Origin of the sequence: Corallococcus terminator (assembly GCF_003611635.1) — a bacterium.
Lineage (GTDB): Bacteria > Myxococcota > Myxococcia > Myxococcales > Myxococcaceae > Corallococcus > Corallococcus terminator.
Genome location: NZ_RAVZ01000106.1, coordinates 14,667 through 27,830, shown reverse-complemented (window position 1 = coordinate 27,830; position 13,164 = coordinate 14,667). Strand labels below are relative to the sequence as shown.

8 protein-coding genes are annotated in these 13,164 nt (G+C 69.4%); 2 read left to right on the top strand and 6 right to left on the bottom strand.

Annotation, left to right across the window (positions count from 1 at the left end):
• Positions 1–28 precede the first annotated feature (28 nt).
• The 6 genes from D7V88_RS17040 to D7V88_RS17015 form a co-directional block, all read right to left on the bottom strand.
• Complete coding sequence (locus D7V88_RS17040; protein ID WP_120541701.1) at positions 29–1,495, bottom strand: efflux transporter outer membrane subunit; 1,467 nt, start codon at positions 1,493–1,495, stop codon at positions 29–31.
• 16 nt (positions 1,496–1,511) lie between these two features.
• Positions 1,512–4,613: a multidrug efflux RND transporter permease subunit gene (locus D7V88_RS17035; protein WP_120541700.1), complete on the bottom strand. Its 3,102-nt coding sequence runs from the start codon at positions 4,611–4,613 to the stop codon at positions 1,512–1,514.
• Complete coding sequence (locus D7V88_RS17030) at positions 4,610–7,708, bottom strand: multidrug efflux RND transporter permease subunit (RefSeq protein WP_120541699.1); 3,099 nt, start codon at positions 7,706–7,708, stop codon at positions 4,610–4,612. Before D7V88_RS17030 ends, D7V88_RS17035 begins: the two co-directional genes overlap by 4 nt.
• Positions 7,709–9,037: an MdtA/MuxA family multidrug efflux RND transporter periplasmic adaptor subunit gene (locus D7V88_RS17025; protein ID WP_120541698.1), complete on the bottom strand. Its 1,329-nt coding sequence runs from the start codon at positions 9,035–9,037 to the stop codon at positions 7,709–7,711.
• A 161-nt stretch (positions 9,038–9,198) separates the two neighbouring features.
• Positions 9,199–10,053: an NmrA family NAD(P)-binding protein gene (locus tag D7V88_RS17020; RefSeq protein WP_120541697.1), complete on the bottom strand. Its 855-nt coding sequence runs from the start codon at positions 10,051–10,053 to the stop codon at positions 9,199–9,201.
• Entirely contained in the window at positions 10,050–10,478 is a 429-nt protein-coding gene (locus D7V88_RS17015; protein ID WP_120541696.1) for a nuclear transport factor 2 family protein, read from the bottom strand. Before D7V88_RS17015 ends, D7V88_RS17020 begins: the two co-directional genes overlap by 4 nt.
• Positions 10,479–10,593: 115 nt before the next feature.
• Here D7V88_RS17015 and D7V88_RS17010 point away from each other — a divergent pair, with 115 nt between their 5' ends.
• Positions 10,594–11,538: an AraC family transcriptional regulator gene (locus tag D7V88_RS17010; protein WP_244238192.1), complete on the top strand. Its 945-nt coding sequence runs from the start codon at positions 10,594–10,596 to the stop codon at positions 11,536–11,538.
• A gap of 57 nt (positions 11,539–11,595) precedes the next feature.
• Complete coding sequence (locus tag D7V88_RS17005) at positions 11,596–12,963, top strand: glycoside hydrolase family 26 protein (protein WP_120541694.1); 1,368 nt, start codon at positions 11,596–11,598, stop codon at positions 12,961–12,963.
• Positions 12,964–13,164 lie beyond the last annotated feature (201 nt).

Sequence of the window (13,164 nt, the reverse complement as noted above, 5' to 3'; positions counted from 1 at the left end):
GGCTTGCTGCTGGTGGCTTCGGTGGGACCTAGTCGTGAGGCGGAGGGGACACGTCCCAGCCGCCGCCCAGCGCCTTGATGAGTCCGACGGCGGAGACCATCCGCTGGCCGGCGATGGCCGCCAGCTTCTGTTCGGAGGAGTAGAGCGTGGCCTGCGCGGTGATGACCTCCAGGTACGTCACCGTGCCGGCCTTGTACTGGTTCGTCACCACCTCCAACGCCTGCCGGGCGTAGCCCACCGCCTCCTGCTGCATGCCGACCTCCTGTTCGAGCACGCGCAGGGAGACGAGGTTGTCCTCCACGTCCTGGAACGCGGCCAGCACCGTCTGCCGGTAGTTGGCGACGCCCTGGTCATAGGCGGCGCGGGCCTGCTCCGTCTGCGAGGCGCGAAGTCCCCCATCGAAGAGGGTGGCCACGAGCTGGGGGCCCAGTGCCCAGACCAGATGGGGCGCGGTGAACCATTGGGCCAGGGTGGAGCTGGTGAAGCCTCCGGACGCGGACAGGTTGAGGGAGGGGAACCACGCGGAGATGGCGACGCCAATCTGTTCGTTCGCGGCGGCGGCGCGGCGTTCGGCGGCGGCGATGTCCGGCCGGCGCTCCAGGAGCGTGGAGGGCAGCTCGGCGGGAAGGGCAGGGGGGATGGCGGCGAGCGGCACGCGCGGCAGGGAGAAGGTGGATGCGGGTTCGCCCACGAGGACCGCGATGGCGTGTTCGTAGGTCGCGCGGCTGATTTCATTCTCCGTCGCGGCGGCCTGCGCGAGCGCGAGCTGCGTCTGGGCCTGGAGCACGTCGGGCCGGCCCGCGACGCCCTGCACGTAGCGGTTCTGGGTGAGTCGCAGTGACTTCTGGTAGCCGACGACGGCGTCGTCCAGCAGCCGCTGGGTCGCATCCAGCGCGCGGAGCTGGAAGTAGCTCTGCGCGAGCATCGCCTGGGCGGACAGCTTCGCGTTGTCGAGGTCGGAGCCGGCCGCCTGCGCGGAGGCCTTCGCGCCGGAGACCTGCCGGCGCACGCGGCCCCAGAGGTCCGGCTCCCACGACGCGTCCAACGACAAATCAAAGATGTTGCCGAGGGTGCTGGTGCCCGCGTTGATGCCGCCCGGGGCCGTGGTGCTGCGCCCCGCGCCCCGGGCCCGTGACGCCGACCCGGAAGCACCCAGCGTGGGGAAGAGCGAGGCGCGGGCCTCGGCCACCATCGCCCTCGCTCGGCGGTAGGCGGCCTCGTAGCTCGCCACCGTCTGATTCGAGCGCGCGACCCGCGCCTCCAGGGCGTCCAGCTCCGGGTCCCCGAAGCGCTTCCACCATGCACCCCGGTCGTGTCTGTCATTGGGCTGGGCGGGCTTCCAGCCGTCTGCTGCCTCCTTGAAGTGCGTGGGCACCGCGACGGTGGGGCGCTTGTAGTCGGGGCCCACCGCGCACGCGCTGAGCAGTCCCGCGCTCAGGAGCGCGACAGGCGCGCGAAGGGCCGTGATTCGTGGACGGAAGCGGGAGTGCATCATCGGCTCCATGTCCTGCTCAAGCCCGGCTGGCGCCGCGAGGGGCAAAGCGCCGCGTGCGCCACTGGCGGATGCGCCGGCCCAGACGGTCCAGGGTCATGTAGATGACCGGGGTGGTGTAGAGCGTGAGCAACTGGCTGACGCACAGTCCTCCCGCGATGGCGATGCCCAGGGGGCGGCGCAGCTCGGAGCCCACGCCCGTGCCCAGCGCCAGTGGCAGCGCGCCCAGCAGCGCCGCCATGGTCGTCATCAGGATGGGGCGCAGGCGCAGTTGCGCGGCGCGGAAGATGGCCTCTCGGGAGCCGAGCTGCTCCTCGCGCTCCGACACCAGCGCGAAGTCGATCATCATGATGGCGTTCTTCTTCACGATGCCGATGAGCAGGATGATGCCGATGAGCGCGATGATGGACAGGTCCAGCTTGAACAGCAGCAGCGCGAGCAGCGCCCCCACGCCCGCGGACGGCAGCGTGGACAGGATGGTGATGGGGTGGATGAGGCTCTCGTAGAGGATGCCCAGCACGATGTAGACGGCGAACAGCGCCGCGGCGACGAGCATGGGCTCGGAGGCCAGCGAGGCCTGGAACGCCTGGGCGGTGCCGCTGAAGCTGCCCCGCACGCCAGCGGGAAGGCCCAGCTCGCGCACGCTCGCGTTGATGCTTTCGACGACGGGGCCCAGTGAGGCTCCCGGCCCCAGGTTGAAGGACACCGTCGCGGACGGGAACTGGCCCTGGTGGTTGACGGACAGCAGCGTGTTCGCGGGCGCGAAGCTCGCGAACGCGGACAGGGGCACCTGCATGCCGGCCGCGCTCGTCACGTAGATGTCGTGCAGGCTCTCCGGCCGCTGCCAGAAGGGCGTCTGGACCACCATCACCACGTGGTACTGATTGCGCCCGGTGTACATCGTGGACACCTGGCGCTGGCCGAAGGCGTCATACAACACGTTGTCGATCTGCGCCGCCGTGAGGCCGAAGCGGGCCGCCGTGTCGTAGTCGATGACCACCTGGACCTGGAGCCCGCGGTCGCGCTGGTCGCTGTTGACGTCCAGCAGGCCCGGCAGCCGCTGCATCCGCTCCAGCACGCGCGGCGCCCACTGGTTCAGCACCGGCAGCGTGTCCGAGGACAGCGTGTACTGGTATTGCCCGCTGCCCTGCCGTCCGCCAATCACCAGGTCCTGCGCGGACTGGAGGTAGACCATGGAGCCAGGGACGGCCAGCAGCTTGCCCCGGAGTCTGGCGATGACCGCGTCCGCCGTCAGCTTGCGCTCCTCCAGCGGCTTGAGCGTGATGAAGAGCGAGCCCGCGTTGGAGGAGCCGCTGGGGCCGGAGCCGCCAATGGAGCCCGCCACGGCCTGGACGGCCGGGTCCTCGCCAATGATTCGCACGTACGCGATGAACTTCTCGCGCATCGCCGCGAAGGAGATGTCCTGCTCCGCCTGGATGCTGGCGCTGAGCCGGCCGGTGTCCTGCTGCGGGAAGAAGCCCTTGGGGATGACGAAGAACAGCCAGGCGCTGAGCGCGACGGCCGCGAAGGTCAGCAGCAGCAGCAACCCCGGATGTCCCAGCGACCACCCCAGGCTGCGCGCATAGCCCGCGCGCAGCCATTCGAAGGGGCGGACGGAGAAGCGCGAGCGCTTCGCCACATGCGGGCGCAGGAGACGGGAGCACATCACCGGCGTCACCGTCAGGGACACCACCAGGGACATGAGGATGGCCACCGACAGCGTGACGGCGAACTCGCGGAACAGCCGGCCCACGATGCCCTGCATGAACAGCAGGGGGATGAAGACGGCGATGAGGGAGATGCTCATCGACAGCACGGTGAAGCCGACCTCGCGCGCGCCCTTGAGCGCGGCCTCCATGGGAGACAGGCCCTCCTCGATGTGCCGTTCGATGTCCTCCAGCACCACGATGGCGTCGTCCACGACGAAGCCGGTGGAGATGGTGAGCGCCATCATGGACAGGTTGTCCAGGCTGTAGCCGAGCAGCTTCATCACCGCGAAGGTGCCCAGCAGCGACAGCGGCACCGCCACGCTGGGAATCAGCGTGGCGCGCGCGTTGCCCAGGAAGGCGAACACCACCAGGATGACCAGGCCAATGGACAACAGGAGCGTCATCTCCACGTCGTGGAGCGAGGCGCGGATGGTGGTGGTGCGGTCCATCACCACCGTCAGGTCCACATCCGCCGGCAGGATGGCCTGGAACGCCGGCAGCCGGGCCTGGAGCGCGTCCACGGTGTCGATGACGTTGGCGCCCGGCTCCTTGAAGATGATGAGGATGATGCCCTCCTTGCCATTGGAGAGGCCCAGGCTGTGCACGTCCTCCACGTTGTCGTCGGTGACGTGGGCGACGTCCTCCAGGCGCACCGCCGCGCCGTTGGACCAGGCGATGACGATGGGGCGGTACTGCTCCGCGCGGACAATCTGATCCGTGGCGGTGAGGGTGTAGGCGCGGGGGCCGTCCTCCAGCTCGCCCTTGGGGCGGTTGGCGTTCTGCGCGCCCAGCGCGACGCGGACCGCCTCCAGCCCCAGGCCGTACTTCACCAGCGCCGTGGGGTTCACCTCCGCGCGCACGGCCGGCAGCGCGCCTCCGCCGACGATGACCTGGCCCACGCCCTTCACCTGGGACACCTGCTGCTGGAGGACGGTGGACGCGAGGTCGTAGAGCTGGCCGCGGCCCCGTTGGGGCGACGTGAGCGCCAGCAGCATGATGGGCGCGTCCGCGGGGTTCACCTTCCGGTAGGTGGGGTTGTTGGGCAGGTTCGCGGGGAGGTTGCTTCGGGCGGCGTTGATGGCGGCCTGGACGTCGCGCGCCGCGCCGTCGATGTTCCGCGACAGGTCGAACTGCACGACGATGCTCGTCGCGCCCAGGTTGCTGGCGGACGTCATCTGGGTGATGCCCGCGATGCGGCCCAACTGGCGCTCCAGCGGCGTGGCGACCGAGGTGGCCATGATCTGCGGGCTCGCGCCCGGCAGGGCCGCCGTCACGCTGATGGTGGGGAACTCCACCTGCGGCAGCGGCGCGACGGGGAGCAGCTTGAAGGACAGGGCCCCCACCAGCGCGATGCCCACCGCCAGCAGCGAGGTGGCGACGGGGCGTCGGATGAAGAGGGCGGAGGGGTTCACGCCGGCCTCCGCGCGGGGGCGGGGCGATGGCGCAGGGCCTGGATGCGGCGGGAGAGTCCGGCGAAGCCCAGGTAGATGACCGGCGTGGTGAAGAGGGTCAGCAACTGGCTGACCATGAGGCCCCCGATGATGGCGATGCCCAGGGGCTGGCGCAGCTCCGCGCCAATGCCACCGCCCAGCGCCAGGGGCACGGCGCCCAGCATGGACGCCATCGTCGTCATCAGGATGGGCCGGAAGCGCAGCAGGCACGCCTCGTGGATGGCCTCCCGGGGCGCCTTGCCCTCCACTCGCTCCGCCTCCAACGCGAAGTCGATCATCATGATGGCGTTCTTCATCACGATGCCGATGAGCAGGATGATGCCGATGAGCGCGATCATCCCCAGCTCCATCCCGCACACGATGAGCGCCAGCAGCGCTCCCATGGCCGCGGACGGGAGCGTGGACAGGATGGTGAGGGGGTGGACGTAGGACTCGTACAGCACGCCCAGCACCAGGTAGACGGCCATGACGGCCGCGAGCACGAGGAAGCCCTCGTTGGCGAGCGAGTCCTGGAACGTCCGCGCGGTGCCTTCGAAGGCCGTCTGCACGGAGGCCGGAATCCGGAGCTGTTCGCGCACCCCGTCGAAGGCGCCCACCGCCTGGGACAGCGACACGTCCCGCGCGGGATTGAACGACACGATGGCGACGGGGAACTGGTCCTGCCGGCTGATGGTGAGCGGCCCCAGGCCCGGCGTTACGCGGACGATGGAGGCCAGGGGCACCGAACCGCCGCTCGCGGAGCGCAGGTAGACGGCGTCGAGCGCGGTGTCCACGCGCTGGAGCGAGGGCGGCACCTCCAGCACCACGCGGTACTGGTTGAGCTGGGTGAAGATGGTGGACACCTGCCGCTGGCCGAAGGCGTCGTAGAGGGCGTCGTCGATCTGCTGGGGCGTGATGCCCAGGCGCGAGGCCGTGTCCCGGTCGATGGTGAGGTTGAGCCGCAGGCCGCCGTTCTGCAGGTCGCTGGAGACGTCCGTCAGCGACGGCTGCGTGCGCAGGTGGTTGACGAGCTGGTCGGTCCAGGACGCGAGCGCCGCGTCGTCGGGCGAGCTGAGGCTGTACTGGTATTGGGTGCGGCTCACGCGGCTGTCCAGCGTGAGGTCCTGCACCGGCGACAGGGAGAGGGAGATGCCCGGCACGCGGTCCAGCGCGGGCTGGAGCCGGCGGATGACCTCCGTGGCGGAGGCGTCGCGGTCGGAGAGCGGCTTGAGGGTGATGAGCATCCGGCCGCTGTTGAGCGTGGTGTTGGTGCCATCCACGCCGATGAACGACGACAGCCCCTCCACGGCGGGGTCTTCCAACACCACGCGGGCCAGGGCCTGCTGGCGCTCCGACATGGCGGGGAAGGAGATGGACGGGGGCGCCTGGGAGATGCCCTGGATGACCCCGGTGTCCTGCACCGGAAAGAAGCCCTTGGGGATGCTGTAGAGCATCAGGCCGGTGAGCAGGAGCGTCACGCCCGCGACGAACATCGTCAGCGCGCGGTGGCCCAGCACCCACGTCAGCGCGACGTCATAGCGCTGGACCAGCCGGGTGAACGCGCCGCCGACGACGCGCTCGAAGCGGTTGGCTTCCTCCGGCGGGTGACGGCGCAGCAGGCGCGAACACAGCATGGGGGTGAGCGTCAGGGAGATGACCGCGGACAGCAGGATGGTCACCGCCAGGGTGATGGCGAACTCGCGGAACAGGCGTCCCACCACGTCCCCCATGAAGAGCAGGGGGATGAGCACGGCGATGAGCGACACCGTGAGGGAGATGATGGTGAAGCCGATCTGCTTGGAGCCCTTGAGCGCCGCCTCCATCGGGGGCATGCCGCCTTCGATGTAGCGGCTGATGTTCTCAATCATCACGATGGCGTCGTCCACGACGAAGCCGGCCGCGATGGTGAGCGCCATCAGGGTGAGGTTGTTGAGGGAGAAGCCCAAGAGCGACATCGCCGCGAAGGTGCCCACGAGGGACAGCGGCACGGCGATGCTGGGGATGAAGGTGGCGGAGGCGTTGCGCAGGAACAGGAAGATGACCGCCACGACGAGCGCGATGGAGAACAGCAGGTCGTGCTGCACGTCGCGCACGGAGGCGCGGATGGTGGTGGTCCGGTCGCTGAGCACGGCCACCTTCACGGTGGCGGGCAGGGTCTCCTGGAGCTGGGGCAGCAGCTTGCGGACGCTGTCCACGACGGCGATGACGTTGGCGCCCGGCTGCCGCTGCACGTTGAGGATGACGGCGGGGGTCGCTCCGGCCCAGGCGGCCTGTCGCACGTTCTCCGCGCCGTCGAAGACGTGCGCCACGTCGGACAGCCGCAGAGGTGCGCCGTCGCGGTACGCGATGATCAACGGGGCGTAGTCGGTGCTGGACAGGCGCTGGTCGTTGGCGTTGATGGTGAGGGCCTGACGGGGACCGTCGAAGCTGCCCTTGGGGCTGTTCACGTTGGCGTTGGCGACGGCGGTTCTCACGTCCTCCAGCGTCAGGCCGTGGGCCGCGAGCGCGAGCCCGTTGGCCTGGATGCGAACCGCAGGACGCTGGCCGCCGCTGATGCTCACCAGTCCGACGCCCGGGAGCTGGGAGAGCTTCTGGGCGATGCGCGTGTCCGCCAGGTCCTCCACCTGGGTGAGCGGCACGGTGTCGGAGGTGAGGGCCAGGGTGATGACCGGCGTGTCCGCGGGATTCACCTTGTTGTAGATGGGCGGGTTGGGCAGGTCCTGGGGCAGCAGGTTGTTGGCGGCGTTGATGGCGGCCTGGACCTGCTGCTCGGCGATGTCCAGGCTCATCTCCAGGGTGAACTGGAGCGTGATGACGGACGCTCCGCTGGAGCTGGACGACGTCATCTGGTTCAGCCCGGGCATCTGGCCGAACTGCCGCTCCAGCGGGGCCGTCACCCCGGAGGCCATCACGTCGGGGCTCGCGCCCGGCTGGAACGTGAGGACCTGGATGGTGGGGTAGTCCACCTCCGGCAGCGCGGAGACGGGCAGCAGGCGGTAGGACAGCACGCCGCCCAGGAGCAGGGCCACCATCAGCAGGGACGTGGCGATGGGCCGCAGGATGAAGGGTTCGGACATTCAGCGCCCACCGTCCGGAGCGCGCGTGCCGCCGTCCGCTCCGCCGCTGCCGCCCACGCCGGGCCCGGAGGACAGGGCGCGCTGGCGTCGGACAGGGGCCCCCTGCGTGAGCTTGTCGGCGCCCTCCACGACCACGGCGTCACCGGGATGCACGCCCTGGGTGATGACGGTGTCGTCGCCGTCCGTCGGACCGGTCGTCACCGGGCGCAGGTGGGCCGTGTTGTCGGGCTGCACGACGTAGACGAATGTGCCCTGTACCCCGTGCTGGAGGGCGGCGGTGGGCACGACGGTGGCGCCAGGCAGGGTGTCGATGCGCAGGCGTGCGTTGACGAACTGCTGGGGGAACAGCCGCGAGTCGCGGTTGGGGAACGTCGCCTTGAGCCGCACGGTGCCGGTGTTGGGGTCGATCTGGTTGTCCACCGTGAGCAACGTGCCGGTGGCCAGGAGCTGCTGCCGGGCGCGGTCGAAGGCATCCACCGCGAGGACTTCGCGCGCCTCCAGCTTCGCCATGACCTGCGGCACGCGATCCTCCGGGATGGAGAAGATCATCGTGATGGGTTGCAGGGTGTTGACGACGACGAGGCCGGTCGCGTCCGCGGCGTGGATGATGTTGCCCGGGTCCACGAGCCGCAGGCCGACGCGACCGGAGACGGGCGCGGTGATGCGCGTATAGGCCAGGTTGAGTTCGGCGGCGGCGACCGCGCCCCTGTCTGCCTTCACGATGCCCTGGTACTGGCGCACGAGGGCCCGCTGGGTGTCGAGCGTCTGTCGCGCGACGGAGTCCTGTTCCAGCAGGGCGGTGTAGCGACGCAGGTCGAGCCGCGCGTTCTCCAGCACGGCCTCGTCACGGGCCAACTGCCCCCGCACCTGTTCCAACTGACTGAGGTAGGGGCGGGGGTCGATCTCCGCCAGCAGGTCGCCCTCGTTGACGTGCTGGCCTTCCTGGAAGGTCACGCGCATGAGCTGTCCGTCCACGCGTGAATGCACCGCGACCGAGGCGGTGGGCGTCACCGCGCCCAGTCCCACGATGAAGACCGGCACGTCGCGCGTCGTCGCCTGCGCTGTCACCACGGGCTGCGGGCCCCGTGCTCCCCCGTGTCCACCGTCCGCGCCGCCCGCCGCCGTCGTCGCGGAGGTGGCGGGCGGATGACGTCGCATGAAGACGACGGCCACGAGGACGAGGCCCGCTAGGAGCAGGAGCCAGCCCCAGCGCAGGCGGCGGTGATGCGGGGCGCCCTCGGCTGGAGCCTGCGCGGAGGTGTCGTCGTCAGACGGCGAGAGTGATGCCTCGGCGGCGGGGTCCGGACCGGAAGGAGGGGGCGTGCTCATGCGAAGGGGCCGCCGTGTCGTCACGGTGGAGCGGGGCCTCCAACGTGCGTCCGGGTGCGCGTCCTCTCAACCCGTCTGGAGGTAAGGGCTCCTGCCCTCCAGCGGACATCCCCGCGTGGGCGGAGGTGTGCATACGCCGAGATGCGGCGCGTGGTGTGTGCTCAACGCCAGACGTCGGCGTGGGCCTGTGCGAAGGCTTCGAACGTGCGCGGTCCCCGGCCGGTGACGCGCAGCACGGTGTCCGTCACGCGGTCCTCGGCGCCGTCTCGGATGGTCACGTCCAGGCCCGCGAGCAGGCTTGCGTAGGCCTCCGGCATGCCCGCCTTCTCCTGAAGGTGTCGGCGCACCTCTTCCGGACTCGCATGCACATGCCGGATGGGGCGGCCCGACACCCGGGACATCACCGCCGCGATGTCGTCGTAGCTCAGCGCCTGGGGGCCGGTGATGACGTGCGCGGTGTCATGGGAGGGCTCATCCGCGAGGGCCCGGACGCCGACCGCCGCGATGTCCGCCGCGTCCACGAACCCGACGCGCCCCTTGTCCGTGGAGGTCATCAGCATGCCGTCGCGCCGGACGCTGGCCCCGTGCTGGTTCTGGGGGTTGGAGAAGTTCTGCATGAACCACGACGGCTGCAGCACGCTCCACTCCGGCGCGTGTTCGCGCACGAAGTGGTGCACCTGTCCCAGTCCCGGCCTTCCCTCCGGAATGGCGGAGGCGCTGAGCAGGACGATGCGCCGCACGCCCCTGGCCAGCGCGCGTTCGATGAATGGATTCATGAGGAGGGACGGGTCCGCATCCAGCGGGGGCAGCAGCAGGTACATCCGGTCCACGCCGTCCATCGCGGGTTCGTGCGTGGTGGGGTCCGCCCAGTCGAAGCGGACGTGGTCGGCGGAGGGGAATGGTGGCGTCGTGCTCCGCGTGGCGGTCCGCACCCGGAACCCTTCCGAAGCCAGTGCTTCCGCGATGGGACGTCCGGTGTTGCCAGAGGCGCCGGTGACGAGGATGCGCGGCTTCATGCCTGCTCCTTGCCGAAGCTTCCCGCCGGAGCGGCCAGGGGGTTCCAGTACTCGCGGTAGCGGACGATGCGCCCCTCGCGCAGGTGTAGGCGCATCACGTAGTCCTGTTCGTAGTGGAAGTGTGACGGCAGCAGCGTCGCCGAGCCGTGGACCTCCATCCATCCGACGTTCGGGTCGGTGGTCGGGTAGCGCTGGACGTCCGCGAAGGTGAGCCCCTGGAAGCGCTGGGTGATGGGCACGAACCAGGCCCGGATGGCTTCGATGCCCTCCAGTCGGGAAGGCATTCCGAGCGAGGGGGCGTAGGGGAATTCAACGACGGCATCGTCGGCGAACAGGCTCAGCCAGCGTTCGATGTCCGTGCCGATGAGCGCGAGGTGAGCGTCCATCAGGCGGGTCAGGTCGGAGGTGGGTGCGGCGAGGTCCATGGGAAACTCCATCAACGAGGTGGACCTAGAATGTGACCGACGCTATGGACGCTCAATGTCACTGCGTCCAAAAGAACTGTCAGCGCGTCCAGGGACGCCAGACGAAAAGACCGACGTGGTTTCCGACGTGCTGGAGACGCTGCGGTTCAAGACGCTGCTCTTTGGTCGCTTCGAAATGGGTGCACCGTGGGCGCTGCGCCTGCCTCGCAAGGTCAATGCATCCTTCTATGTGGTGACGCGGGGAGGACTGCGCCTCCAGGTGGAGGGCCTGGAGCAACCGGTGTTCCTGTCCGCGGGTGACGTGGTGCTCTTGCCCCGCGCCACCGCCCACGTTCTGGATGACGGCTCCCGGAAGGTTCCCCGCGACTTCATCCCTCCCCAGCAGCTCCGGGCCGCGGCGGGGACGGACGTTCGGCTGGGGGGGCCGGGCGCGACCACCACGTTGATCACCGGCTGCTTCCAGTTCGGCGTGGACCCCACGCACCCGTTGCTGCGCTCCTTCCCGCCCATCATCCAACTGTCCACGCAGGATGCCAGCAGGGCGTCTTCGCTCGCCGCCACCGTGCAGCTCCTCTCCGCGGAGACCGCCGCGCCGGGGCCGGGGAGCGCCCTCGTGGTCGGCCGTCTGGCGGACGTGCTGCTCGTGCAGGCGCTGCGGGCCCAGGCGCTGCTCGCGCAGCCGGGGGAGGCGGGGTGGAAGGCGCTGGCGGATCCGGCCATCGGGAACGCGCTGGCGCTGATGCACGAACAGCCCGGCACGCCCTGGACGGTGGAGCGACTGGCCGCGGCCGTGGGCCTGTCGCGCTCCGGGTTCGCCGCGCGCTTCCACTCGCTGGTGGGGGAGACGCCCCTGCACTACCTGTCGAACTGGCGGATGACCCGCTCCGCGCGGTGGTTGCATGAGTCCGACGACAGCCTGGAGGCCATCGCAGAACGCGCGGGCTACGAAAGCGCGCCCGCCTTCAGCAAGGCCTTCAAGCGCCGCTGGGGCATGGGACCCGGTGCGTATCGGCGGACGCCTGCGCCTCGTGTGACACTTCCGACATCGATTGACACCTAGGTCTTTAAATCAAGAGAATCTGGAAATATCTCCTTTCCCCTCCAGGAGGCTTCCAGCATGCATGCAGGTCTCAAGCGGTCCGCGGTCTCCCTCACCCCCTTGCTGGCCGCGCTGTATGCCGCCTCCGCCTTCTCGGCGGCGCCGCTGACGGGCGTGTACCGGGGGGAGGTGTACTCGCAGCCGAACACCGTGAACGCGTACTCCACCTGGCTGGGCTACGACGTGAGGATGGGCCAGGGGCACCAGGCCAAGGACAGTTGGGGCAACATCGAGAACCCGGGCTGGCAGTTGGGCGCGTGGCGCACGTGGGTGAAGGCGAAGGCGGGCCGGCGCTTCAACTATTCGGTGTCCATGTTCCCCAGCGGGCAGGGCAACCTCGCGTCGTGCGCGGCGGGTGCGTATGACCAGCGCTTCAAGAACCTGGCGTCGAACCTCGTGGCGTATGAGCTCCAGGGCACCATCATCCGGCTGGGCTGGGAGTTCAGCGGCAACTGGATGCCCTGGTACTCCGGCAACGGGCAGCAGGCGAACTTCGCGGGGTGCTTCCGGCGCATCGTGACGGCCATGCGCACGCAGCAGCCGAACGCTGGTTTCGAGTTCGACTGGAACCCGAACTACGACATCTCCGCGGCGGACCTGGCGGCGACGTATCCGGGGGATGCGTACGTCGACTACATCGGGTTGGACATGTACGACCAGGGCTGGAACGGGTCCTATCCGATTCCGGCGGGCTGCACCGGTTCGTGCGCGCTCACGCGCTGGCAGTCGGTGTGGAACAGCCAGTTCGGGCCAGCGCTGACGAAGTTCAAGAGCTTCGCCCAGTCCCATGGCAAGCGGCTGTCGGTGCCGGAGTGGGGCGTGAACGACGGCGCCACGATGGGCGGCGGGGACGACACGTACTACGTGCAGCAGATGCTGGCGTTCATCTTCAACCCGGCGAACAACGTGGGCTACCACTCGTACTTCGACATCCAGGCGAGCGACGGGCACCACCAGCTTTCCAGCGCGGACAACACCGGAGGCAACACCTTCGTCACCGAGTTTCCCAATGCCGCCGCGGTCTTCAAGAACCACTACGCGGGCCTGTCGCAGCCGGCGCAGTGGTCCACCACGAAGGCGACGGTGAGCCCCACGTCGGTGGCGCGCGGTCAGTCGTTCAACGTGACGGGCACGGTCACGTCGCCCTCCGCGCAGACCGTGGTGGTGAAGTATGAGATCCGCAACGCGTCCACCACGGCGCTGGTGACGGACCGTTCGTACACGGCGCAGGCCTTCACGGTGGGACAGACGCGAAGCTACACGTCCGCGTTCGTCATCCCCACGTCGCTGAGCGCGGGCACCTACCGCGTGGACACGCTCGTGTTCACGGCGGACTGGGCTCAGACGCTGCTGTACCGCAACGACACGACGTTCACCGCGAACTGAGCTGGTGACCCATGGGCCGCTGGAGGATGCGGTCTCTGGCGGTCCGGGGCGCTGTCGTGCCTGCATGCTAGGGTGGGCTCATGCCGCTGGGGTGTGGGGGGCATGAAAGGACGCGCGTGCTCGCGGTCACTGGCATGGGGATGGTGTCAGCGCTGGGCCTGGGCGTGGAGGGCAGTTGCGCCGCCAGCCGCGCGGGTATCC

Coding starts and splice junctions, on each gene's coding strand:
- D7V88_RS17040 (WP_120541701.1), bottom strand. CDS start 1,495: ATGATGCACTCCCGCTTCCGTCCACGAATCACGGCCCTTCGCGCGCCT.
- D7V88_RS17030 (WP_120541699.1), bottom strand. CDS start 7,708: ATGTCCGAACCCTTCATCCTGCGGCCCATCGCCACGTCCCTGCTGATG.
- D7V88_RS17005 (WP_120541694.1), top strand. CDS start 11,596: ATGCATGCAGGTCTCAAGCGGTCCGCGGTCTCCCTCACCCCCTTGCTG.
- D7V88_RS17020 (WP_120541697.1), bottom strand. CDS start 10,053: ATGAAGCCGCGCATCCTCGTCACCGGCGCCTCTGGCAACACCGGACGT.
- D7V88_RS17025 (WP_120541698.1), bottom strand. CDS start 9,037: ATGAGCACGCCCCCTCCTTCCGGTCCGGACCCCGCCGCCGAGGCATCA.
- D7V88_RS17015 (WP_120541696.1), bottom strand. CDS start 10,478: ATGGACCTCGCCGCACCCACCTCCGACCTGACCCGCCTGATGGACGCT.